The sequence below is a fragment of the Rhizobium sp. FY34 genome, from assembly GCF_005222845.1.
Lineage (GTDB): Bacteria > Pseudomonadota > Alphaproteobacteria > Rhizobiales > Rhizobiaceae > Neorhizobium.
The window spans coordinates 98,553-122,119 of record NZ_STFZ01000012.1 but is presented as its reverse complement, the minus strand read 5'-3'; the positions used below and the strand labels follow the sequence as shown (position 1 = coordinate 122,119).

At 58.9% G+C, this 23,567-nt stretch carries 20 protein-coding genes and 1 tRNA gene; 17 read left to right on the top strand and 4 right to left on the bottom strand.

What is annotated here, in order from left to right; translation table 11 throughout:
• The first annotated feature begins 224 nt into the window (after positions 1-224).
• From E8M77_RS10475 to E8M77_RS10450, 6 genes are read left to right on the top strand one after another with little or no spacing between them, the layout of a single operon-like run.
• Positions 225-1,778, top strand: coding sequence for a class I SAM-dependent DNA methyltransferase (locus tag E8M77_RS10475; RefSeq protein WP_137130579.1), 1,554 nt, complete (start codon positions 225-227; stop codon positions 1,776-1,778).
• Positions 1,775-3,076, top strand: coding sequence for a restriction endonuclease subunit S (locus E8M77_RS10470; RefSeq protein WP_137130578.1), 1,302 nt, complete (start codon positions 1,775-1,777; stop codon positions 3,074-3,076). Before E8M77_RS10475 ends, E8M77_RS10470 begins: the two co-directional genes overlap by 4 nt.
• Entirely contained in the window at positions 3,073-3,825 is a 753-nt protein-coding gene (locus E8M77_RS10465; protein WP_137130577.1) for a DUF6615 family protein, read from the top strand. The genes E8M77_RS10470 and E8M77_RS10465 overlap by 4 nt, the downstream gene beginning before the upstream one ends.
• A gap of 23 nt (positions 3,826-3,848) precedes the next feature.
• Positions 3,849-4,856 (top strand): DUF4268 domain-containing protein, encoded by a 1,008-nt coding sequence (locus tag E8M77_RS10460; RefSeq protein WP_137130576.1) that lies wholly within the window; start codon positions 3,849-3,851, stop codon positions 4,854-4,856.
• Positions 4,849-5,268: a hypothetical protein gene (locus E8M77_RS10455; RefSeq protein WP_137130575.1), complete on the top strand. Its 420-nt coding sequence runs from the start codon at positions 4,849-4,851 to the stop codon at positions 5,266-5,268. Before E8M77_RS10460 ends, E8M77_RS10455 begins: the two co-directional genes overlap by 8 nt.
• Entirely contained in the window at positions 5,265-8,468 is a 3,204-nt protein-coding gene (locus tag E8M77_RS10450; protein WP_137130574.1) for a type I restriction endonuclease subunit R, read from the top strand. Before E8M77_RS10455 ends, E8M77_RS10450 begins: the two co-directional genes overlap by 4 nt.
• 25 nt (positions 8,469-8,493) lie before the next feature.
• Here E8M77_RS10450 and E8M77_RS10445 read toward each other — a convergent pair whose 3' ends face one another.
• Positions 8,494-9,429 (bottom strand): HNH endonuclease, encoded by a 936-nt coding sequence (locus tag E8M77_RS10445; protein WP_137130573.1) that lies wholly within the window; start codon positions 9,427-9,429, stop codon positions 8,494-8,496.
• 355 nt (positions 9,430-9,784) lie between these two features.
• On the opposite strand from E8M77_RS10445, the gene E8M77_RS10440 reads away from it, so the two are divergent.
• The 6 genes from E8M77_RS10440 (at position 9,785) to E8M77_RS10415 (ending at position 16,584) form a co-directional block, all read left to right on the top strand.
• The gene (locus tag E8M77_RS10440; protein WP_137130572.1) at positions 9,785-11,029 is read left to right on the top strand and encodes a hypothetical protein; all 1,245 of its coding nucleotides are present in this window, start codon (positions 9,785-9,787) and stop codon (positions 11,027-11,029) included.
• A gap of 329 nt (positions 11,030-11,358) precedes the next feature.
• On the top strand, positions 11,359-12,426 hold the full coding sequence (locus E8M77_RS10435; protein WP_137130571.1) for a hypothetical protein: 1,068 nt from the start codon (positions 11,359-11,361) through the stop codon (positions 12,424-12,426).
• A 115-nt stretch (positions 12,427-12,541) separates the two neighbouring features.
• Entirely contained in the window at positions 12,542-13,099 is a 558-nt protein-coding gene (locus E8M77_RS10430) for a hypothetical protein (RefSeq protein ID WP_170975818.1), read from the top strand.
• Positions 13,092-15,071 (top strand): ATP-binding protein, encoded by a 1,980-nt coding sequence (locus E8M77_RS10425; protein ID WP_137130569.1) that lies wholly within the window; start codon positions 13,092-13,094, stop codon positions 15,069-15,071. Before E8M77_RS10430 ends, E8M77_RS10425 begins: the two co-directional genes overlap by 8 nt.
• A complete protein-coding gene (locus E8M77_RS10420) occupies positions 15,068-15,838 on the top strand; it encodes an ATP-dependent Zn protease (protein WP_137130568.1) in 771 nt (256 codons plus the stop codon). The genes E8M77_RS10425 and E8M77_RS10420 overlap by 4 nt, the downstream gene beginning before the upstream one ends.
• Positions 15,839-16,269: 431 nt before the next feature.
• Complete coding sequence (locus E8M77_RS10415; protein ID WP_137130567.1) at positions 16,270-16,584, top strand: hypothetical protein; 315 nt, start codon at positions 16,270-16,272, stop codon at positions 16,582-16,584.
• Between the two features lie 218 nt (positions 16,585-16,802).
• Here the strand turns inward: E8M77_RS10415 and E8M77_RS10410 are convergent, their stop codons facing one another.
• From E8M77_RS10410 to E8M77_RS10400, 3 genes are all read right to left on the bottom strand, one after another.
• Positions 16,803-17,828, bottom strand: a complete 1,026-nt coding sequence (locus E8M77_RS10410) for a hydroxyacid dehydrogenase (protein WP_137130566.1) — start codon at positions 17,826-17,828, stop codon at positions 16,803-16,805.
• 118 nt (positions 17,829-17,946) lie between these two features.
• Complete coding sequence (locus E8M77_RS10405) at positions 17,947-19,536, bottom strand: hypothetical protein (RefSeq protein ID WP_137130565.1); 1,590 nt, start codon at positions 19,534-19,536, stop codon at positions 17,947-17,949.
• Between the two features lie 384 nt (positions 19,537-19,920).
• A tRNA-Ser gene (locus tag E8M77_RS10400) sits at positions 19,921-20,010 on the bottom strand.
• Positions 20,011-20,320: 310 nt separating this feature from the next.
• Here E8M77_RS10400 and rplU point away from each other — a divergent pair.
• From rplU to obgE, 5 genes are all read left to right on the top strand, one after another.
• Positions 20,321-20,632 carry a 50S ribosomal protein L21 gene (gene rplU / locus E8M77_RS10395; protein WP_137130564.1) on the top strand — a complete coding sequence of 104 codons (312 nt, stop codon included), beginning with the start codon at positions 20,321-20,323 and terminating at the stop codon, positions 20,630-20,632.
• Between the two features lie 42 nt (positions 20,633-20,674).
• Positions 20,675-20,944, top strand: coding sequence for a 50S ribosomal protein L27 (gene rpmA / locus E8M77_RS10390; protein ID WP_137130563.1), 270 nt, complete (start codon positions 20,675-20,677; stop codon positions 20,942-20,944).
• A gap of 137 nt (positions 20,945-21,081) precedes the next feature.
• Entirely contained in the window at positions 21,082-21,717 is a 636-nt protein-coding gene (locus tag E8M77_RS10385; RefSeq protein ID WP_137130562.1) for a GNAT family protein, read from the top strand.
• The gene (locus E8M77_RS10380; RefSeq protein ID WP_137130561.1) at positions 21,714-22,301 is read left to right on the top strand and encodes a GNAT family N-acetyltransferase; all 588 of its coding nucleotides are present in this window, start codon (positions 21,714-21,716) and stop codon (positions 22,299-22,301) included. The genes E8M77_RS10385 and E8M77_RS10380 overlap by 4 nt, the downstream gene beginning before the upstream one ends.
• Positions 22,302-22,510: 209 nt before the next feature.
• A complete protein-coding gene (gene obgE / locus E8M77_RS10375) occupies positions 22,511-23,566 on the top strand; it encodes a GTPase ObgE (RefSeq protein WP_137130560.1) in 1,056 nt (351 codons plus the stop codon).
• Position 23,567 lies beyond the last annotated feature (1 nt).

Below are 23,567 nucleotides of genomic sequence, written 5' to 3'. Positions count from 1 at the left end.
TGCTTTACTGAAAATTGACAACATAGCGGCTTTGGTCACCTGCAAAGCTTCCATCCGCGAGGATGCGAGCCGCGCCCTCGGGGTTTCCTCCGGTATCCTTTCGGAATTATATCCGCCGTGAGGGGCATTCCTCCGATCGAGCAACCCAGGATGGTTCACCCGCCTTTACACCTCCCGAGCCGCCATCCTATTGTCGCGCAAAATGATTTGGGGAGACTGCCTTCGTGGCGAAAGACAATAATGGCGACCTCGGCTTCACGGCCGAGCTTTTTAAGGCTGCTGACAAGCTCCGGGGCAATCTGGAGCCTTCCGAATACAAGCATGTCGCGCTTGGCCTCATTTTCCTGAAATACATTTCCGATGCCTTTGACGGGCTTCATGCCAAGCTCACGGCAGACAAGTATGCGGATGCGGAAGACCCAGAGGAATATCTCGCGGACAACGTGTTCTGGGTGCCAACGGAGGCGCGGTGGCCTTTTCTGCAGGCCAATGCCAAGCGGCCCGAGATCGGCAAGCTGATCGACGAGGCGATGGAGGCGATCGAGCGCTTCCCGTCGAACGAGGGATTGAAAGGCGTTCTGCCGAAGAACTATGCCCGCCCGACGTTGAACAAGACCATGCTCGGCGAGTTGATCGATCTCTTCTCCAATATCGGCCTGCATGACAGCAAGGATACGGCCAAGGATCTGCTCGGCCGGGTCTACGAATATTTCCTCTCCGGTTTCGCCGGCTCTGAAGGAAAGCGCGGCGGCGAATTCTTCACACCGCGCTCCGTGGTGCGCACCCTGGTCGAAATGCTGGAGCCCTATAAGGGGCGAGTCTACGACCCCTGCTGCGGCTCTGGCGGCATGTTCGTGCAGTCGGAAAAATTCATCGAGGAGCATGGCGGCCGGCGCAATGATATTGCCGTCTATGGTCAGGAGATAAACCACACCACCTGGCGTCTGGCCAAGATGAACCTCGCCGTCCAGGGAATCGATGCCGATATCCGCTGGAACAACGAGGGCAGTTTCCACCGCGACGAACTGCCGGACCTGAAGGCTGATTTCATCCTTGCCAACCCGCCCTTCAACATTTCCGACTGGGGCGGCGAGCGGCTTGCGGAAGATGCTCGCTGGAAGTTTGGCAAGCCGCCGAACGGCAATGCCAATTTCGGCTGGCTGCAGCACATCATCCACCATCTCGCCCCGCGCGGCACGGCGGGCGTGGTGCTGGCCAATGGCTCCATGTCTTCACAGCAATCCGGCGAAGGCGACATCCGCAAGGCGATGATCGAGGCGGATCAGGTGGATTGTATGGTGGCACTGCCGGGCCAGCTTTTCTATTCCACCCAGATCCCCGCCTGCCTCTGGATCCTGGCCCGCGACAAGAGCGCCAACGGCCACCGCGACCGACGCGGCGAAATCCTCTTCATCGATGCCCGCAAACTTGGCTTCATGGTGGACCGCGTGCGTCGCGAGTTCACGTCAGAGGATATCGACAAGATCACGGGTGCCTATCATCGCTGGCGTTCGAAGCCGGAAACGCGGGCGAAGAACGGTTGGGGCGATTATGGGGACGAGCCGGGCTTTTGCAAATCAGCGGACTTGAGGCTGGTTCGGGAGCATGGCCACGTGCTGACACCAGGGCGTTATGTAGGCGCAGTGGACGCCGAAGACGATGGAGTGTCGTTTGCAGAGAAGTTTGAAGCGCTGAGGAAGACGCTGGCTCAGCAATTCGCTCGCGCACGAGTGCTCGAAGAGCAAATCAATCTTGCGCTCAGTGGAACCGAAGTATGAAGCTCAGCGATCTTGTAGAATTCAATCCCTCTATCCAACTGCGCAAGGGCACAGAGGCACCCTTTATCGAGATGGCAGCGCTCCCGATAAATAGTAGGGACATCGGGGAAATTGCCCAACGAACCTTTAATGGTTCAGGTTCAAAATTTCAGGACGGCGATACTCTTTTCGCCAGAATAACGCCATGCTTAGAAAATGGAAAAGGTGGATATGTCTCCGGTCTCGGGTCGGGGAGGATAGGGCACGGTTCAACTGAGTTTATTGTTTTTCGTCCCTTGCTTTTTAGCGACACAGAATTTGTTTATTACTTGTCACGATTGCCACATTTCCGTTTTTTTGCTGAAAAGCGCATGTCCGGTACTTCAGGCCGTCAACGCGTCGCATGGCAGTCTCTCGCCGACTATGAATTAGTTGACGTTCATCCAGCGGTAAGAACCAAGGTCGGTCGGCTGCTGGGCGCTCTCGATGACAAGATTGAGCTGAACCGGCGGACCAACGAGATGCTGGAGGCGATGGCGCAAGCGATCTTCCGCGACTGGTTCGTGGATTTCGGCCCCACCCGCCGCAAGCTGGAAGGCGCAACCGATCCCTTCACCATCATAGGCGGCCTCGTGCAGGACACCGAACGGACACAAGCCCTTGCCGATCTGTTCCCGGCTGCGCTTGGGGATGACGGGCTACCGGAGGGGTGGAGCCTCGGTGTCGCTTCCGCTCTTGTTGAGTTCAACCCAAAGGAGCCGCTGAAGAAGGGAACACCAGCACCTTATAGCGACATGTCTTCTCTACCAACGTCGGGGCCATTGGCAGATCCACCCGTTGAAAGGGAGTACGGTTCCGGTATGCGCTTCAGGAATGGCGATGCCCTGCTCGCCCGGATCACGCCATGCCTAGAGAATGGCAAATCAGCATTTGTCGACTTCCTGCCTGACGCGCAGACGGTAGGCTGGGGTTCTACGGAGTTTTATGTCCTGCGATCGAGAAAGGGAGTACCAGCTCCTTTCGCGTATCTGCTTGTTCGACACCCCGAGTTTCGCGCGGCTGCAATTGCTAGCATGACCGGAACATCCGGGCGGCAGCGGGCTCAGGTGGACCGGCTGGAAATTTTCCCCTTCGTTGAGGTACCAATGGAATTACTCAGCGAGTTTGGCAAATTGATCTTGCCTATGTTCAATAAGATCACCGCGAACGGTGGTGAAAACCGCACCCTCGCAGCCACCCGCGACCTTCTCCTCCCCAAGCTGATGTCCGGGGAAATCCGCCTGTCCGAGGCGGAAGACCTGCTGGAGGCGGCGCAGTGACTACCCCTTCTTTATGCGACACGTTTCTGGAACTGGGCACTGCGGTCTCGCAGAATTTGGCGCTCTCATATGGCTGCCACATCTCCTATGGCGAGGAAACAATTACCGAAAGCTGCCTCCTTGAGATCTGGAGACGGCACAACGCGATTGTCACGATAAAAACCTTCACAAAAGCACAGGAAGCGAAAAACGGTGCCGATTGGGAATGGAACCTGATCGGCAAGACCTACACTCTCAAGATGCGCGTCCAGGCCAAGCGTTTGCGAAAAGGGGCCAAGAAGATTAGCGGATTGTTAAACTATAAGGCCAAGTCTGCGCCGCACCCTCAGGTGGATATGCTGATCAGCAGAGCAGCCAGCCAGAACCTCATGCCTGTCTTCTGCCTGTATAGCCCAGAAAAATCTCGCAAAACATGGTCTGCGTCCTCAATGCCTTCACCATTCGAGGCAGGATGTTTGATGGGAGATGCTACCAAAATCAAAGCGGCGGCTGCGAACGATCTGGCGTCACTGGAGAAGCTAACGGTGCCATGGCATCACCTTGCATGTCCTACCGCGCCAGATCTAGCCTCAAAGGGGTTTTTGAGCATCAGCTTCCTCAACGGTCCTGCATCCAAGGCTGCCTCGCTCCCTTCCTATGTGCAGGAAACAGGTGCAGCTCCTCGCTCATTCGATGGGTTCGAAGCCAACCTGGCTCTTGAGTTCGGCATCATGGGGCGGATCGACATCGACCTTCGGAACATAGGTTAACCGGTGAGAGGCAGGGGGAACTATTGATCACGCTCGGACGACTAAACAAAGTGGAGCTTCGGGATATCTGGAAATCCGAGTCCCAGGATTTCACACCCTGGCTCGCGCAGCCGGAAAACATCACGGCTCTTGCCGAAGCTTTAAGCATGGAGCTGGAGATTGAGGCCCGCGAGCGCGAAGTGGGTCCGTTCCGGGCGGATCTACTCTGCAAGGATTTGATCGATGACTCCTGGGTACTGATCGAGAACCAGTTGGAGCGGACGGACCATTCCCATCTCGGCCAACTGCTGACCTATGCGGCCGGTCTTCAGACGGTGACCATTGTCTGGATCGCCTCACGGTTTACAGAAGAACATCGCGCCGCGCTGGATTGGCTGAACGAGATCACCGATGAACGCTTCAAGTTCTTTGGGGTGGAGGTAGAGCTTTGGCGTATTGGTGACAGCATCGCTGCACCGAAGTTCAACATCGTGTCCAAGCCGAATGAATGGACACGCTCCATCACCCAGGCCAGCCGGCGGATCGAAAGTGAAGCCCTTTCTGAAACGAAGAAGCTGCAACTGGACTTTTGGATCGCACTTCAGAAGGCGCTTGAAGGGCATGCATTTCTGCGATCCCGCAAGCCGAGGCCGCAGCATTGGACGACCTATTCCATCGGCCGAACCGGAATGCATCTTGGTGCAATTCTCGACTCTCAGAAAAGCCGCATCGCGGTTGAGCTTTATCTGGGGGATGAGAATGCCAAATCCTTCTTCGGTCAGTTGAAGGCGGATCAGGTTGCCATCGAAGCCGAACTCGGACACGCTCCCGCCTGGATGGAGCTTCCCACTCGCCGCGCATGCCGGATTGTAAGCTACAGGAGCGTAACCGACCCCCTTGATGAGGCGTCGTGGCCGGAACTGATTGCCTGGATATCAAAGACGCTGGAGGCTTACTACCGCGCCTTTCACAAGCGGGTCTCGAAGCTGAACGTATCTGCGACCTCGGGCGATAGCGGTGCCTATGAGGCCGAGGGAAGCGGCGATGTCTGATGCCTACGATCTCTCGGAGGCGGCACAGACGGCTGTGTTCAATCTCGCTGAGGAAGTAAAACAGCGAGCCGCAAGACGTTTGATCCATCGTTTGCAGCGGATTTCAGCTTCCGGAATGTACGGCGACGACTATCGCCACCGCAGCCTTTGGGATGAGTTTTGCCATGAGCAGCAGAACGGGCCTTATTTCGATGAGGGTGTCTGGGACGAAACATTGGAGGGATTGCTTCAGGCTGAGGTAGAGCGGCTGACGCCGGGCGAATTTGAGATCGTCTGGCTCGCGTCCGTGCCAGAGGTTGAAGATCTCAAGACCGCCCCGCGTGTTCAGGCCGATGTACGGCGGGAAATGCGCGCCGCCTTGGCAGCCATTGCTTCCACAAGAGACCTTGAACGCTTTGAGGTTTGGGAATGACTGACGATATCCTTTACAGCCAGCCCGAAGCGAAAGATCCGCATTCTGGCTTCTCCGAAGGCCTCGTCGAAGAAGTCGTTCTCTCGACATTCCAGGATTTGGGCTACCTCTATCACCCCGCGCAGGTCATCTCACCCGATGGATCTTCCCCGGCCCGTCTAGCCTATGGCGATGTGCTGCTTTCAGATGTGTTGGCCGCTGCCGTGGAGCGATTGAACCCGAACATTCCCGCAGATGCCCGAGACCAGGCCATCCGCCAACTTTCCATCTCCGAGACGCCCTCACTGATCGAAGAAAACCGTCGCATCCATCGCCTGATCACCGAGGGCGTCGATGTGGAATTCGGCATTGGTGATGGGGAGGTGAAGGGCGACAAGCTGTGGCTGATCGACTTCGAGAAGCCGGAAAACAACGACTTCTGGGTGACCAACCAGTTCACCGTCGCCGAGGGCAAGTACACGCGTCGGCCGGACGTGATGGTTTTCGTCAACGGACTGCCGCTCGGTATCATCGAGCTGAAGAATGCAGCGAGCGAGAACGCAACGATCCATGACGCCTATAACCAGCTCCAGACCTACAAGGAGCAGATCCCGTCGCTGTTTCGAACCAATGCGGTGATGGTGGCGTCTGATGGAATGCTGGCGCGCATCGGTTCGCTTACGGCAGATGAAGAGCGTTTCATGCCTTGGCGGTCGGTCACCGGGGCGGATGGCGATTTCACGCCTCATGGCCCCTACGAAATGGACACGCTGCTGCGCGGTGTGTTCGAGAGGAAGCGCTTCCTCGCGCTGATCCGCGACTTCACGGTGTTCGGCGATAAGGGCGAGGGGCCGTTCAAGATCATCGCCGGCTACCACCAGTTCCACGGTGCCCGTAAAGCCATCACCAGCGCCATCGATGCGGTCAAGCCCGAGGGTGACCGCAAGATCGGTGTGATCTGGCATACGCAAGGCTCCGGCAAAAGTCTGCTCATGGCCTTCCTGGGCGGGCTCATCGTCCGCTCGCGCGAGCTCGAAAACCCGACATTGATCGTGCTCACCGACCGCAATGATCTCGACGACCAGCTCTTCGGCACCTTCAGCCTGTGCAAGGATCTGATCCGTCAGACGCCGGAACAGGCGGATAGCCGGGACGATCTGCGCAGGCTTTTGAACCGCGCGTCCGGTGGTGTGATTTTCACCACCGTGCAGAAGTTCACGCCGGAGAAGGGTGAGGAAGTGTTTCCGATCCTGACCGAGCGCCGCAATGTCATTGTCATGGCCGACGAAGCGCACCGCAGCCAGTATGGCTTCGACTCCAAGCTGAACCGTGAGACCGGTCAGCGCCGCTACGGCTACGCCCATTATATCCGTCAGGCGCTGCCGAACGCTTCCTTCATGGGCTTCACCGGAACGCCGATCGAAGCAGCCGATGTGAATACACCGGCTATTTTCGGCGAGTACATCGACATCTACGACATCAGCCGCGCCGTGGAAGACGGCGCAACAGTGCCGATCTACTACGAGAGCCGTCTTGCCCGGATCGAATTGAACGAAGATGAAAAGCCGAAGATCGATGCCGAAATCGAGGCCATGCTCGAAGACGAAACGCTGACCGAGCAGGAGAAACAGAAGGCGCAGTGGGCGACTGTTGAGCGGCTGGTCGGCTCCAAGAAGCGTTTGACTCAGATTGCCGCCGACCTGGTCGAGCATCTGGAAAAACGTATCGAAGGTCTGCCGGGCAAGACCATGGCGGTTTGCATGAGTCGCCGCATCTGCGTTGACCTCTACAAAGAAATCGTCGCACTCAGACCCGGTTGGCATTCCCTCGATGACGACAAGGGAGCAATCAAGATCGTCATGACCGGCTCGGCGTCCGATCCGCTCGAATGGCAGCCGCATATCGGAAACAAGAAGCGCCGCGACGATCTCGCCAAGCGAGCGCGAAAGGTCGATGATCCGCTGAAACTGGTCATCGTCCGCGACATGTGGCTGACGGGGTTCGATGCGCCCTGCATGCACACGATGTATATCGACAAGCCGATGCGCGGTCATGGGTTGATGCAGGCGATCGCCCGCGTCAACCGTGTCTTCAAGGAGAAGCCAGGCGGCCTCGTGGTCGATTACATCGGCATCGCCACCAACCTGAAGAAGGCACTCGCGCAGTATTCTCAATCCGACCGCGACAAGACGGGTATTGATGAGGAGGAAGCCGTCGCCGTCCTCCTGGAGAAATACGAGATCGTCCGGGGCATGTTCACCGGGCATGACTACAGCCCGGGTGTCACGGGCAAGCCGGTTGAACGGCTGAAGGCGCTGGCAGACGGCATCGACTGGATCTTGAAGTGGCAGCAGGCGGAAGCAGCAAAGGTCGAAAGCCCGGAGGCCAAGAAGCAGGCGCATCGCCGATACCAGGATGCGGTTCTGGAGTTGAGCAAGGCCTATGCACTTGCTTCCGCTAGCGATGCGGCAACCGAAATCCGCGATGAGGTCGGCTTTTTCCAGGCCGTTCGCGCCGCCCTTGTGAAGACGACGGCCACCGGCAAAATGTCTGACAAGGCGAAATCGCTGGCGGTAGAACAGCTCCTTAATCAGGCAGTCGCCAATGCCGAGATCGTGGACATCCTGAAGGCTGCGGGGCTGCAGTCACCCGACATCTCCATTCTCTCTGACCAGTTCCTGATGGACGTCCAGAAGATGGAAAAGAAGAACCTCGTGTTGGAAGCTCTGAAGAAGCTTCTGAACGGGGAGATCAAGAGCCGGTCCAAAACCAACGTCGTTCAGTCCAAGACCTTCTCACGCCGTCTGGAGGAAGCTGTCGCTCGGTATCACGCCAATGCGATTTCGACGGTCGAAATGATCCAGGAATTGATCGCGCTGGCCAAAGAGATGCAGGCGGCGGCGGCACGTGGTGATGAGCTCGGCCTCTCTCCGGAGGAGATCGCCTTCTATGACGCGCTGGCTGGCAATGAGACGGCTGTCGAGGTCATGGGCAGCGAACAGTTGCGTGTGATCGCCCACGAATTGGTCGAGAACATGCGGGGTTCAGTCACCGTTGATTGGCAGCATAAGGCAAGTGCCCGCGCCAGGATGCGCATCTTGGTGAAGCGCATCCTCAAGAAATTCGGATATCCGCCGGACCTGGAGCAGGAGGCCGTGCAGATGGTGCTCGCCCAGGCGGAGCTTCTGTTGAAGGAAATATCCTCCAGCCATAGCAGGTGAGGTTGCGGAAATGATTTCCGCCTCGTCACCCCTTGAACACCATCTCGCGGTGATATCGCAGAAACTGTGAATGGGGCCGCTCGTCCGGGCGTGAGGGCACAAGCAGGCGCCGCTCCGGATTGATGAGGCGCGTGATGGTATCAGGAACGCCGCCACTCGCGATCAGCAGGCTGTAATCGTCATCGACCGAGATCAGGCCGCGGTCGAACATCCAGTGGACCGTGCCGGAGAGTGCGAGGCCGTTGCGGACACTATCGGGGCCGCGGTCGGCTACCGGGCGGATGTGTGCGGCCTGGACCTCCGGGCGGCCGCCGCCATTGATCAGCTTCAGGCCGGTCACGGCGCAGGTGTCGTGATAGGCCGCCTTGATCGCTGCGGAAAACGCCCTATCCCGGAAAGGACGCTGCACGACCTGGGCGACGATCCGGCGGTCGATGCTGTCGATCTCGTATGGCATCTGCGGATTGTCACCAAAGCCGAGGCGCGCTTCTTCGGCTGGATCGGGCGCCGGGCGTTCGCGATTCCGTCGCCCGAGCACATGCGCGAAGCCGGCAGCGAGGATCAGATCATATTCCTCATCCGGGATGTTGCGCACGGCGCGCCCAAAGGCCCCCTTGTTCGTTGAGCCGTCCTCCTTGCGCAGACCGCTCTCGTAATAGTGGTCGGCCTCCTTGAACGGCACTGGATGATCGAAGTGCAGAAAGTCATCAATCAGCGCATAGAAATGGTCGGCCTTTGACGGATCCTTGATGATGTCGGTGATCCGGGCTGTCGCGAAATAAGCCTGCTTGCCACCCGTCTTCATCAGGTCGCCGCTTGGCCGCCGGGGCTCATAGTAGACGATCCAGTCTCCCCGCGCGGCCTCGACCTGACGCAGGTAGGTGCGCGGGAAATGGTACCGCTGTTCCGGGAGATCGTCGTAGGTCGGATCGATCTTCGTGGTGAGTATGGCCTTCGCCATGGGAGGGACCTGCTCTCACTCTGCAAATCAGGCTGCGGGACCCTGTTACCAGGTGGTAGGCCGACTTGAAAAGACCAGAACGTTCCAGCCGTTTCAGTCCTGCTGCAGAAGGGGAGTGCCCGTATTAAGTGTACTTACTACTTGCGTTGCCGGAAGTGGAAAATTTTTATTTTGAATCTTATGGTAAGTAAATTTGTGTATGCGTAGGTATTTTTGAGCGCACATATCGAATATTTGCTTGGTGACAATTTATTGCAAAACTTTGGATTGCTTTCATGTTTTTCGTCAATCGGAGATAATAGAGGGGTAAAGGCGGTTTCGCTTCTACGAATATCCCTCTTACATGGAGATGACCATGAACAAGACTTCCAAAGCTTCCGCTCTCTCGTCCGCCGCCTACACCTTCTACGAAACCAACGCTGTCGCAGAAGACATCAAGAACCAGCTCGAAGAGACGGCCATGTTCCTCATCGGCGTTTCTCGCCGTACGACGGAGGAGACCTTCAAGCTCGGCGAGCATCTTGAACGCGCCGCCGAACTGCTCCCGGAAGGAACGTTGGAAAAGTGGGCCGTCGAGCGCTGCGGCTATACTGCCCGCCACGTCCGGACACAGCGCGCAGTGTTTCGTAATCTCGATCGCTACAGGGAGATCCTGGTGGAGCTGGCCGTCGGCCCGACGGTTCTCGGAAAGCTTAGCGCTGCTGAGCCAGAGCATATCGAGCAGGCTATCGGCTTCGCTGCCCAGAACGGCAAACTCAGGGTGCAGGACGTCGCAGCGATTATGGCCGGCTCGAAAAACGAGACAGAGGCAGGACCTCAGATCGATCCATACGATGTAGGCGGCCTTGATGGGCTCAAGGCGATCATCGCGATGAAGATCCGGGATGGCATCAAATCCTTCATTGGGCACTTGGAGGAGATCCGCACGCATGTCAGTGAGGCGCTTCTGGAGAAGCGGTTGATCAAAAAGACGCTTGCGGCTCAAATCCATTTAACTGCCCGCCTTGCCCGCAAGGAGCTTGAAAGCCTTGCTCAGTTTGTCATGCCCAATCCGAACTATGACTACGTCATCTGGGAGACCAAGCTTCCGGCGAAAACCCGATGGAATGACGTCGGAAATCTGCTTCACAAGATCGGTGGCACGGACACCTGGCCGGAAAAGGGAGAACTCCGGACATGGCTTGAAAACGAAGTCCTGCCACTGTTGGAGTGGGCTTCGGCGAAAACCAAGGACCCTGTCTGGCCAAAGGCCGACAAGGCGTCAATCTCGCCAGCAGCCACACCGTTGGTCGACACAAGCTTGCTGGCTGCCAATCAGCGGCGGCGGCAAGATGACGAGGTCTCGGTCGTTGCCGGCTCCGAAAGGGACTCCGTCGAAGCGGAAGCTGTAAAGCGACTCGAAGCCATGCTTGCGCCATTTGGGGCCAAAGTCACGATGGAGCCGTCGGCTGCATCTAGGCAGGTTCCTCCAGAAGACTCGGTTCCGTCTCTGGCAGAAGCTTTGGCCGAGCCTCCGAAGGCCTTCAAACGTCCAGCCTTCCTTAACCGCGTGAAGCCGGACGTAAACAAAGCCGACGATGTAACTGCATCTGCCGCCTAGCGCTAGCGCGCACTTAGAGGCCGGAGTTAGCTTCGCCACCAAACTCGAAGGGGTCGCACGTCGGCCCTTTTCCTTTTGCCTGATGAGGTCGATCAGAATCACGCAGGCCGCCGTTGCGATCACCGGACGCGTTCCTCGGCCCGGACTTTGTGAGCCCGGCGTTAACCTTGTACCGGCTTTGTTCTTTTTTGCTCTCCCGGGTCCTTGAGCCCGGCTCCCGGTCCTGCCAGGGTAAGGCTGTTCGGAAGACCGGACACAAAACGGCCCAAGGCAGCGCGCCAACGCTACCAAGGGCCTGACCCTCAGCCTTCGTACAAAGGAATCGGGCTATGACCACGCATACTCTCTCTACCCCTGCCGGGGAAGTTCTTCGTTCGACTGTCGCCGCGGCATCGATGTTCTCCCACCGCTCATTCGGTATCGGTGCCTACAGCATCAGCGAACCGGTCGCTTTGCGCCGCCATCCGCATATCGTTCGCTTCGCCGAAGTCGAGGCCGATCTCGATCTGCTGATCGATCGCGCCATCGCTGCCATTGCCGACGGTGAACCGGTCCAAGACGACATCCTTGGACACTATGTTCACATCGCTTCGCTCGTTCGCGCCGTCTCGTTCCGGGAGGGCAAGCTTCTGGAGCAGGCGGTCGAGCGTCTGGCGAAGGCCAATCCCAACATTCTTGTCTTGACCCAGTCGCTGAAGTTGCCGCTCGTCAAGGCGGCGCTTGAAGCCGTCTCCGGAAACGACTGGTCAAGCCTCGACGGCGTGAAGCTTGACTGCGAGGCACCTGCGAAGGGCAGCTATACGCCGGACCTGATCCTTGTGAATCGCGCAAAGCACCTGGCCTACATCCTCGACTTGAAGCGTTCGCTGGCGTCGTATGGCGACACCAGCCGTCTGGAAGAATTGAAGCTGAAAATGATGGCCTCGGCGATGGTGCTGCCGGACTGGCTCTATAAAAACCACAAGCGCTTGATGGTCGATACGGTCGAAGTTGCCAACGTCGATGGCGCCAGCCGCCCGAGCGATCATGCCAACGGCATCTGGGCCTTGTCGGAGATCGACGACCTGCTGGAAATCGACGGTGTTGCGGCCTGTATGGCCGAATTGCGCCTGCGCTTCGGTCGACGCGTGCAGCAGCTTCTGGAAGTTGAAGCCCGTAAGGCTCTCGGTGTCGTGGCGGTGGCCGTGTCGGACGCGGCCACTACCTCGGCCGTATTTGCCAAGCCTCTGATCGCGCTGAACGGTCCCGCCCGCACTTACGAAGAAGAGCGGGTGATGGCCGCGCAGGACGAGGACAATGGTCACGACCATCTCGACTGCTTCGACGAGGATCATGACGACGAGCCGGAGCCCGTCCGTATCCGGGTCGGCTTTGCCCGCCGTCCGCGCCGGCACTGACGCCCCGCCAGCCTAACGACGCTGATCGTGGCCGCGCCTGAAGCGCGTTGCCGGCTTCCTTCATCTTCCATTCCATGAACGCCGGATGCCGATGCGCTCCGGCGAGGAGACAGTCATGTCCATCGATACCCACAGCCCGTCTGTGACCGGCTTCATCTGCGAAGCGGTCACGACCGATACCCTCGCGTTGCCCTGCCTTCACGGCACATTTGCGAAACTCTCTCATATGCAGTCCGCGGGCCTTAGCCATGGTCAGAGCGATCGCGACGACGCCGCCGTTCTGATCGGCCTGGCTCTCGCCTGCGTCCGGCAAGGTCCTCTGCTGGATGGCCATGTTCCTGAGCCTCTGATGCTGCGGTTGAGTGCGACTGCCGACGGCGGCAATGCGGCATGCCGCCTGCTGCTCGACTGGCTGCAGAACCGCAATCGGGATCTCGGTCGGTCCAGGAATGAACACCTGAGCCTGACTCTGGCGACTGGTTCGGCTTCGGTCTTTCCTCCGAGCGGCTCTCCGCCGCCACGCCGTTCGCCGCGCGAGCGTGTGTTGGCGCGTATCCCGAAGCCCGGTGGCATTGACGTGCGGCGGCGCGGTCGGACGCGTCGGCGCGATCCGGTACGAGAGGCCCACACGGCAATTAATGCCGCGCAGACGGGAGAGCGCACAGATGGATAAGCTCGCCCGACTGCTTGTTCGCCGTCTTCGGCATCTTGCGCGCCGCGAGGCACGCCGAATGGCACTCCGCCGTGGTTTGCTGGAAAGCAAGATCGTCGATGTCGATGGTCATCGCACCTGCCGTTACAGCCCGACGTTCGACACGACGCGGCTGAGCGGCGATCCGATCCGTGACGATATCTGGTTCCGGCGCAATTTTGGTGACTGGCTTGTCCCACCGAAGGAAACCGGCAATCCGACAACCGGCTCTGGTGGCGATAGTGTTGTGACCGCCGGGATCGTTCATCCGCCGCTCGCCGCGCAACTCGTGGTCCTGCCGCGGGCGCGCCGTGGCACAATCGCGAAAGACGCAGTGCTGGATGACGGAATCGATCGGCGCGCTTACGCCGTCGGCCTGGTGGATCGCGCAGCCGCTCAGCCACTGGTCAGTCACATCGTTGCAACCCTGGTTCTGGCGCGTGCGGTACGCAGCAGCGGCCGCTCGCTGCGGGAGATCGTTTATACGCTGACCCGCATGACACCGGTGATCACCCTCCATGCGCCGCTCGATGGCTTCGAGGGGCAAGTGCTGCGGCTGCTGGAGAAAACCCGGCTGGTGCCGGGCGGCCCGTTTGCAGTCATCGAGTCTGATCACATGTTCAACGACAATCAGTTCGACGTCGTGGAAGGCGAGACACGCAGGCGCTTGATGACTTTCTCGGGTGCCGGTGTGCATCGTGTCACAGGCAAGGCCCTGCGCCGGCGGATGCTCAGCGCTCTGTCCCACAACTTGGCCGTTCTCGCCATCGCGGAGAAGCGATCGGACATTCCCTCGCTGCTGCAAATCGCCGCCGACCTGCCTCTGGAAACGGGAAAGCTTGATCGCAGCTTCGTCGCCGATCTGGTCGAGGTGCTTTATCCGGACGTGGCAGTCGAGACGCTGGGCCTGCCGTCGGATTCCGATGCGCGCTGGTTGTCGCTCGAGGATCTGGTCCTTGCCTTCCGTCCAGGGCGGCATATCAGGGACGTACTGCATGTCCTTGCCATGCTCATCGAACGCTATCGCCGCGATTTTGACGAGGAAGACCGGGAGCGCGACGAAGGTGACGGCGACGCATCTGGGTCGGGATCGTCGAAGACCGCTACCGAGAAGGAAAAAGGGTCAGACGCCAAGCCGAAGCCGTCCAATACCGAAAACAGCGGCCGCTGGAAGAAGGACAAGCCTTCGGGCGCCGAGGTGATCCAGCCGGAGCCAATGCCGACGATGGGCGCGATCGGTCACAAGCCGCTAATGACCGTTGAGGCCCTCTCAGGTTATGGCAAGGCGAAAGACTGGGCGCTTGATCTCAAGGCGGACCTCGATGATTACCTGGCGAGTATCCTCGCTTGGTCGGAGATGAGCACCAAGCTCCTTCTGTCTGGCCCGCCCGGAACCGGCAAGACTACCTTTGCCCGTGCGCTGTGCAACAGCCTGCAAATCCCCCTGGTCGTCACATCCGTATCGACCTGGCTGCAGGGCGGACATCTGAACGACGTGATCGACAAGATGGCGAAGACGTTTGTCGAGGCGCGGGCCATGGCGCCGGCGATCCTGTTCATCGACGAGATCGACGGCATCGGCAAAAGGCAGCCCGCAGAGCGTGAACACGCCGACTACTGGAATACCATCGTCAACAAGGCACTGGAGCTGCTCGATGGCGCGGTCAAAAACGAAGGGTTGATCGTCGTTGGTGCCACCAACCGCCCCGATCATATCGACGAGGCGATCAAGCGCTCAGGGCGGCTGGAGACTCATATCGAAATTCCCAGGCCCGATATCCCGACGCTGGCCGAAATCCTGGCTCATCATCTCGGCGACGATGTGATGGCGCTGATCCGGGAGCCAGTACCAGAAACTCGGTCGGAAGCCGAGGACGGATTCTCGCTGAGGAAGATCGTTGCCGACTATCTGGAGGAAGACGCAGAAAGTGAATGGAAGGGAGCCCGCCGATGACTGAACCACAAAATAGCGTCCCGGCGGTAGCCACCGCACAGCCGGACCACTCCGTCGACGAAATCCTGAGGCGACTCGCCACGCGGGCGATGGGGCTAACGGGTGCGGATATCGAGCGCATCGTCCGGGAGGCGCGATTGAAGGCGCGCCGCGGTAAGCGGGCGATCCGCTATGAGGACATCGAAGACGGCATCCGCGGCCATCGTCCGCCGGTACCTTATAATCTGCGCTGGCGCTTCGCCTTCCACGAGGCAGGTCATGCCGTTGTCCATCATGCTCTCGATCTCGGACCTGTTCGCGGTCTCAACATCGATACGGCAGAGGGCGGCTATAATCTCGTCGGCTTCCACGCCTGGGCGACCGATACCCGTGATTGGTACGAAAACATGCTGACCATGCTGATGGCCGGAAGGGCTGCCGAGCAACTGGTGCTCAAACGTGTCTCGAGTGGTTCCGGAGGCAGTGACGACAGCGATCTGGCGCGGGCCACGCGCCTCGCCTTCGACATGGAGCGCACCCTTGGCTTCGGACCTGAGTATCCGCTGATCTATCGCCCGCATCGCTATCCGGGCACAGTGTTCGACCGTGATCCCGAACTGGCGGATAGGGTTCATGCCAGGCTGGAGGCGGCACTTGATCGGGCAGCGACGATCCTCAGGAGGCGCAGGCCGACCTTCCACGCCCTCGCAAAGGCGCTATTCGATGCCCAGGCGATGGATGAGATGGCGGTGCTGCGCATCCTGACGGACGGTGATCCACCGCCCTAAAGGTGATAGTCATGCGGCCGAGGAGCGGCGTGGTGAAGGCATCCCAGCACTTGATGCCCTTCGCAAATGGGAAGGCTGGAACCTCGGACACCATGGGGATGATGTGAGGTGATTTGAGATGGCGTGTGGCACGTTGTCGGCAACTCACATCAAGTCTCCGGCAACGTGAAACAAATTGCGCTCATTTGATTCCGAACACAGGATTTTTGATTCGGAATTCGAATACTTTGATTCATCAACGCCGTTCGCGGCCGAACAGGTCGTTTTGACGTGAGATAACGTGCCCGCAACTCGAAACAAATTGCGCTCATTTGATTCATTGTTCCGCGCTGTCGATTCAAAATTCGAAATTTCCGATTCAGCCGAACAAGGCTTGCGCCGGCAGGCCGGTCCCGTGACCATTGAAAAGGTCAAGGATCGGAAGGAACATCATGAACCAGAAGGCAGCAAGGCAGCGACAGAAGGCACTTCGTGATGCCAACAGAAGGGCGAAGCGGCCTGACAGAGATGACGTCGCGAGAGTTGCGCTGTTCTGGCTGATCCGGCGGGCGATCGACAAGGATCAGCAGATGGAACTCGAGAAGTTCCAGAATAAGATCGTCTCGATGCTGACGGATCAGGGGTTCGATGAGCGCGAATGCGATGCGGTGTTCGACGATCTTGTCGCCAAGTATCGGACAGGCGGCTCGCCGTTCCGTAGGAAAATCCACCTGATCTATCCCGACGGCGCCGACGATGAGGTTTGAGCGTCCGTTCTCCACTGGTCATTTGTTGCCGGAGCTGCTTGCTCGACGAGGCCGACCCAACGCCTAACGGGGTTTCATGGGATAACGACTTCTCCCCCCATTACTTCGTAAAACGCCGTTTGATTCTGAATCGGATTTGCAGAGTGCGACGCCCGGCTTGTCCGGTCAGCGGCGGGCGCATGTTTCCTTGGTCGTGCTTAGGCGGGCATCTCAAGCCCTCAGGACACAGTCACCGGCTTCGACCGCAGCATGCTGGCCGTCGCCGGATCGGCACGCCGACACAGTTGCGGCGGCAATCCCTTCATGATCAGCTCTGCATCGGCAACGGCCATGGATCCCAAGGCATAGAATGCGTCCCGCGTGCCGCCCGTTCTGTGGGCAGAAAGAAGAATGCCCGGGACTCTTCGAACAGGATCGTCTGCAGCGACAGGTTCCTCTGGGAAAACGTCCGTTGCGACCTTGATGTGCCCCGATTCGGCGGCCTCTATCATAGTCGGGAAGTCGACGAGAGCAGCACGGCTCATGAGGAGGAAAGCGGCCCCGGGTTTCATCATGGCGAACTCATTCTTTCCGATGAACCCTTGGTTCTGGAGAGTAACGCTCGCAAAGACAAACACCACCTGGCTTTCCCGCAGGACCTGTTCAAGCGTCGAGGGCTGACAATCCAGTCGTTTTACGATCTCATTGGGAAGCCATGGATCGAATACGCGGACCTTATTCTTGAACGGACGAATGAGTTCGCGCAGCTCTCGTCCGAGATCGCCAAAGCCGATGATCCCCACGGGCGCTCCGGCAAAGCGAAAGGTGTTCGCATTCCCCTCCAGGCCGTACCGCTCGGTGCCCCGACGAAAGTCCCGATCCGCTGCGGTAATACCGCGCGCGAGGTCAAGCGCCATCGCCAGAGACGCTTCCGCCACCGGGGACGCAAATGCCGAGGCAGGCGTAATCACCCATATCCCCCGCTCGACACACGCCTGATAGTCGATGTTCGGCAGAAAATTCGACTCGACATTGATGATGGCCTTCAGCTTGGGAGCCTTGTCGAGCCGTTTCTTTGGCATATCGGTCTGGCCGAGTATCAGCACCGTATCGGGAAGATACCGCTCCACCTCGTCTGCGGACATTGGACGATCTTCTGATACGATCACCTCTCCCAGCGCTTCGAGGCGAGCCCTCACGGAGGATTCCATAATCAGTTCAAGTGTCCTGGGGAGCGGATCGACCAGAATGATGCTACGGCTCATTGTTTCCTCCCTTGAGAATCGCAGTTTGCCAGAAGACTAGCCGGAAAAGGCCTTCGCGGGACCCTGGCCCGCGGGGTACCCGACACGATCATCGCTTTACCGTTCATTGAGGGGGAAATTATTTCCGCTTCGGCGGTCCCGCCACACGCTTCCGTTTGGCAATGTCATCGAAATCCAGTCCTCTGAAGATCGAGTAGTCGATCTCCGGATCGAGCGGCAAGGTCTTCAGCTTGCGCGCTTCCTTTTCTGTTGCGACGTCGAAGCCGTAGAGATCATGCTCGTCGGTACCGGCACTGTGTCCCGCTTGGACACGGCGTTCGCGCGGATCGACGCCCGAGTCACGCATATCCTGGATATTCCCGCCTCGAAGGGAGTGGAACACCTCGCGTCGGCCTACGCTTTCTTCGCCAGTCTTGGGCTTGATGCCCGCCTTCTTGAATAGCCGCTGCATATAGGATGAGCCGCTCTTGCTAGGGTCCACAAGCTTCATGATGTTGGGAAACAGAAAATTCGAACCCTGACGGCTCGCCCAGTCGATGAAGCCTATTTCCTTCAGGAAATCGTGCAGCACGAAGTAACGTTCGCTGTCCCGCGTCTTGACCGGGACTGTGGTCCAGACACCATTAATCTGCGAAAGGCGCGTCACCTGCCCCACCCAGACATCTGGGAACTGTTCACGGATGTCATTTCCACGCAAGTGAATTAGCAGCCCCAGGCGTCGAGACGTGAGATGACCGAGGAGCGGCAGCATGATGTCCTCCATCAGCCCGGACTCGGTACCTGTCCTGAACAGGGTATTCATCTTTGAGGTGCCGATTGGTGTTGCCTTGCGTGGGCTAGCCGCCGTCTTTGGAATTCTGATCTTTGCCCCCGCGAAAGGGTCCGTGAACCCGCCAGCGGTGATATGCGACCGGATCGCCGCCTTGATCACCGCAAGATAGCCTTCCTGCAGCGTTTTCTCAGCCAAGGGCTTCAGGTGCAGATCCTTGTTGTCCTCGATGACCTGCCAGGGCGTGAGCTCCGGATCCCGTTGATTATTGTCACCCGGCCAGTACTGCATGTAATTGACGAAGGCCTGAAGATCCGCTGGCACATACGTGTCGACAGGGTGGTCGCCAATCAGTTCGATAAATAGCGCGAGGCGACTCTGTGCTGTCGAAAGATCGCGTTCAATGTTAGCTCCGCCTCCGAGGCGTCGCGCGGCGATATATGTCGGGATCACATCGGTCAGTCTCGGCTGAGACGACCTCGGACGTTTAACTGTCCTGCGATCCAGCTCGAAGGCCGGAATGAGCCTCCCCTGAGCATCGCGACGGGTGCCGTCGTCATCCGGCAGGGGTTGAGGGGGTGCGTGTCCTCTATCCGTCTCCCGTTGTGACAACGACGATGCCGTAGACGGGGGAATGGTCGGAACCTGTTTCGACACACCGTCCGAGAGCGCGGACGAAGCCGAGAGTTTTGCGAGGGCGGACTGCTTCAGCATGTCCGCGTGGCCCACCACAAGTTCATTAAAGGGTTCGCCGCGGGCCTGCAGTTCCAGTTCCCGGTTCAGGCTGACGAGGTCACGGATGCCTGCGGTCTTCTGCAGTTCGGCAACCGGGATCGGAGCGTCCGAGCGGTCGATCATCCGGAGATAGGCCTTCAGTTCGCCCTTCATCTCGATGACGGTTTCAAGTGCCCCCATCTCGCTGTCGTCGTCGTCCTGCATGCCTCTGCCGTGCCTCATCTCATCGAACATTAATCTGGCCTTCGCCGCCAGAAGGTCGGCTAGGAGTCTCGCGCGCCGGTGAGAGCAGGCGCCGAGACTGAGCCGCAAGGGAGGGATGGCACGCGTGCCGCCGCTCGTCTTCGGCATCTTAATCTGGAAGATGTAAACGGACCCTGATTTGGCGAGGTAGGGACCAGGCCCCCTGCCCTTGGGCTTTGCAGACGGCGTCTGATTCGACGGCTCGGGCGATACCCCGACGTGTACCGGAAGGTGTACCGGGCGCGATACCTGCATGATCTTCACTCCTCAAGGGCCGCTGGCGAGCAGAGGTTTTGCGAGGAAATCCAAGGTCTTGCAGGTAATTGGCGGAGAGTGAACACAACCTGGCGGAGAGGGTGGGATTCGAACCCACGATACGGTTGCCCGTATGCCGCATTTCGAGTGCGGTGCTTTCGACCACTCAGCCACCTCTCCGGTCAATCTGGTCGGCGCTCTAGGCGCGGGCTGTCTCATAGCGATGAACGGGGCGGGTGGCAAGGGCGAAATCGTAGCAATTCCAGTCTTTTTCCTTGACACATGACAGGGGCTGAATTATCCCCCACGCGTTCCGGTATGGGGTAATCCGTCCGGACATGGAATTGCTAGGCCCTCATGGCCTGGTTTCACCGGCAGATCACCGGAAAGACACGTCTTTTGTGATCCTGCTCAAATGTGGACTGATAAAAAGACGGCCTCTTGCCCTGATTAGGCAGGAAGAGCCGGATCGAACATGAAAGGATAAAAGATGTTCGCAGTCATCAAGACCGGCGGTAAGCAGTACCGCGTAGCGGCAAACGACGTTCTCACCATCGAGAAGCTCGATGTTGCAGCTGGCGATGTGGTCGAGTTCAACGAAGTTCTCGTCATTGGCGAAGGCGCCGATGCCAAGTTCGGCGCGCCCTTCGTGGCTGGCGCCACCGTCAAGGCCGAAGTGGTCGAGCATAACCGTGGCAAGAAGGTTCTCTCCTTCAAGAAGCGTCGTCGTCAGAATTCCAAGCGGATTCGCGGCCATCGCCAGCACCACACGGTCGTTCGCATCACCGACATCGTCGCCTGATCCGGTTTCACTAGGTTTTCGAAGGTTTAAAGGAGAACTCCAATGGCACATAAAAAAGCTGGCGGTTCCTCGCGCAACGGTCGCGATTCTGAATCCAAGCGCCTTGGCGTGAAGAAGTTCGGTGGCGAGACCGTCATCGCCGGCAACATCATTCTGCGCCAGCGTGGCACGCAGTGGCATCCGGGCGCCAATGTCGGCCTCGGCAAGGACCACACCATTTTCGCACTCACCGCCGGCAATGTGAACTACCGTACGAAGGCTAACGGCCGCGTATTCGTGTCCGTCATGCCGAAAGCGGAAGCCGCGGAATAATCTTGCCGGAGCGCGTAAAACAGCCGGCGTCACATCGACCCGGCTGACGACCCGCACAAGGTTCAGTCTGAAAAAAGGGGAGATGGGGCGCCACCCAACTCCCCTTTTTTCTTACCCCCCGATCAGGAGGACTGAACATGCAAGGCGAATTATTACGGAGTGACCGGAGCCGGTCGCCCGAAGAGCGGCTGAGGCCGCAGCGGTTACGGAGCGATTGCCCTGTCTTATTGTCGCAGAGACTGGTTCTGCGCGCCCCCCATGAAGAAGACATCGACGCCCTTTCCCATCTCGCCAACAATGCCAATATTGCGACCATGGTGTCGCGTATGCCGCATCCCTATACGGTGACGGATGCAGCCGATTTTGTGCGACGCACAAAAGCCGGCGAGATTGGCAAGTGCGTCTATGCCATTACGCGAGGTGATAACGGCGCCTTTCTCGGTTGCTGCGCGCTCGAGCCGCATCACGAAGATCATCAGACGCTGGAACTCGGTTACTGGCTGGGCGAACCCCACTGGAACCAGGGCTTTGCCACGGAAGCGGCACATGCGCTGATCGACATGGCGTTTCGCACGCGTGACATTGACCAGATCGACGCCCGCTGCCGGGTCACCAACATTGCCTCGCGGCGCGTCATCCAGAAGTGCGGCTTCCAGTTTCAGGGGTCGGGCATGGTCGCCTCGCTGGCGCTGGGCGGCATGGTGGCGGTCGAGTGGTTCCGTCTGGATCGCAAGACCTGGATGTCGCTGAAGAGCTGGGGGGAAATGCGATGAGTGCTGCCGTTCTTAACCGCTTGACGGATACCGTGCGCCGGCTCGGCCCCTGCCCTGTGGTCAGGACCGCTCGCTTGTTGCTGCGGCCCCACACAATGGACGATGCGGATGCCATTGCCCAGTCGCTCAACGATTGGCAGGTGACGCGCATGCTCTCACGCGTGCCGCTTCCCTATAGTCGTGATGATGCGCGCGACTGGTTGAACAGTCAGATATCCGGCGTCATGCCGGATTGGAACCTGGCCATCACGCAAGGCGACGGGGTGCATATCGGCTGCGTCGGCCTGGAATTGCGCAATGGTCACTGGCATCTCGGCTATTGGTTGAACCGCTTCTATTGGGGGCAGGGGCTGATGAGCGAAGCAGCCTTTGCCGCAATCGAACGCTTTGTGCGGCGCATGCCGGATGTGGATCTGTATTCCGGTGCCTTTGCCGATAATGCGGCATCTTTATGCATTCAGGCAAAGCTGGGTTTTCAGGTGGTCGGTAGCGGTGAGGTGTTTTCGCTGGCGCGCAACCGCATGGGGGCGCATATCGAAACACGCTTGAAGCCGGGTGGTTTGTGCAACCCGGTGTCCGGGTGAAAAACCGGCGGAAGAATAGGCAGGCCGGGGCGATCCGGCTTGCCGCTTCGCCTCCAATGCGTCCGGATGACGCGTTCTGGATACGTCAAAGGGTCGGGACGAAGGAAAATGTCGATAATCTTTGACCTTGACGGCAAGCGGCGATATCGAAAAACCCGGTCACCATCCGGGTATCGGCCCGATTACACTCACGACGAACGGCAAAACCCATGAAATTCCTCGACGAGGCAAAAGTCTATATCCGATCCGGTGACGGTGGCGCAGGTGCGGTCTCCTTCCGCCGCGAAAAATTCATCGAATTCGGCGGACCGGATGGCGGCGATGGTGGGCGCGGCGGCGATGTCTGGGTCGAGGCCGTGAACGGTCTCAACACGCTGATCGATTTCCGCTTCCAGCAGCATTTCAAGGGTGCGACGGGCGTGCATGGCATGGGCCGCAACCGCACCGGCGCCAATGGCGCGGGCGTGACGCTGAAAGTGCCGGTCGGCACGCAGATCTTCGAGGAAGACAATGAGTCGCTCATCTGCGACCTGACGAAGGAAGGCCAGCGCTTTCGGCTGGCGGCCGGCGGCAATGGCGGCTTCGGCAATGCCTATTTCAAATCGTCCACCAATCAGGCGCCGGATTGGGCCAATCCCGGTCTCGAGGGCGAGGAAAAGACCATCTGGCTGCGGTTGAAGCTGATCGCCGATGCCGGTCTCGTCGGCCTGCCGAATGCCGGAAAATCCACGTTTCTGGCAACCGTCACGCGTGCGCGGCCGAAAATCGCCAATTATCCGTTCACCACGCTGCATCCCAATCTGGGCGTCGCTACCATCGATGGCCGCGAATTCGTGCTTGCCGATATTCCCGGCCTGATCGAGGGCGCGCATGAAGGTGTAGGCATCGGCGACCGCTTCCTCGGCCATGTGGAGCGCACCCGCGTGCTGCTGCATCTGGTTTCTGCCCAGGAAGAGCATGTGGGTAAGGCCTACAAGACGGTGAAGCACGAGCTGGAAGCCTATGGCGGCGGTCTTATCGACAAGCCGGAGATCGTTGCCTTGTCTCAGATCGATGTGCTGGACGAGAAAGAACTCAAGAAGAAGGCCAAGGAACTGGAAAAGGCCTGCGGGCGCCCACCCATGCTGATTTCGGCAGCCATCAACAAGGGCATGCTGGAGGTGCAGCGGGCCCTGCGGGACATTATCGTTGCGTCCAAGGGCGATACGGCGCTGCCGGATCGCAGCGCCGGCGAGGTGCAAGACGACGCGCAAGACGAGGACTGAC

Coding starts and splice junctions, on each gene's coding strand:
- E8M77_RS10445 (WP_137130573.1), bottom strand. CDS start 9,429: ATGGCGAAGGCCATACTCACCACGAAGATCGATCCGACCTACGACGAT.
- E8M77_RS10415 (WP_137130567.1), top strand. CDS start 16,270: ATGAACCAGAAGGCAGCAAGGCAGCGACAGAAGGCACTTCGTGATGCC.
- obgE (WP_137130560.1), top strand. CDS start 22,511: ATGAAATTCCTCGACGAGGCAAAAGTCTATATCCGATCCGGTGACGGT.
- E8M77_RS10385 (WP_137130562.1), top strand. CDS start 21,082: ATGCAAGGCGAATTATTACGGAGTGACCGGAGCCGGTCGCCCGAAGAG.
- E8M77_RS10440 (WP_137130572.1), top strand. CDS start 9,785: ATGAACAAGACTTCCAAAGCTTCCGCTCTCTCGTCCGCCGCCTACACC.
- E8M77_RS10420 (WP_137130568.1), top strand. CDS start 15,068: ATGACTGAACCACAAAATAGCGTCCCGGCGGTAGCCACCGCACAGCCG.
- E8M77_RS10425 (WP_137130569.1), top strand. CDS start 13,092: ATGGATAAGCTCGCCCGACTGCTTGTTCGCCGTCTTCGGCATCTTGCG.
- E8M77_RS10455 (WP_137130575.1), top strand. CDS start 4,849: ATGTCTGATGCCTACGATCTCTCGGAGGCGGCACAGACGGCTGTGTTC.
- E8M77_RS10470 (WP_137130578.1), top strand. CDS start 1,775: ATGAAGCTCAGCGATCTTGTAGAATTCAATCCCTCTATCCAACTGCGC.
- E8M77_RS10435 (WP_137130571.1), top strand. CDS start 11,359: ATGACCACGCATACTCTCTCTACCCCTGCCGGGGAAGTTCTTCGTTCG.
- E8M77_RS10430 (WP_170975818.1), top strand. CDS start 12,542: ATGTCCATCGATACCCACAGCCCGTCTGTGACCGGCTTCATCTGCGAA.
- rpmA (WP_137130563.1), top strand. CDS start 20,675: ATGGCACATAAAAAAGCTGGCGGTTCCTCGCGCAACGGTCGCGATTCT.
- E8M77_RS10450 (WP_137130574.1), top strand. CDS start 5,265: ATGACTGACGATATCCTTTACAGCCAGCCCGAAGCGAAAGATCCGCAT.
- E8M77_RS10410 (WP_137130566.1), bottom strand. CDS start 17,828: ATGAGCCGTAGCATCATTCTGGTCGATCCGCTCCCCAGGACACTTGAA.
- E8M77_RS10380 (WP_137130561.1), top strand. CDS start 21,714: ATGAGTGCTGCCGTTCTTAACCGCTTGACGGATACCGTGCGCCGGCTC.
- E8M77_RS10405 (WP_137130565.1), bottom strand. CDS start 19,536: ATGCAGGACGACGACGACAGCGAGATGGGGGCACTTGAAACCGTCATC.
- rplU (WP_137130564.1), top strand. CDS start 20,321: ATGTTCGCAGTCATCAAGACCGGCGGTAAGCAGTACCGCGTAGCGGCA.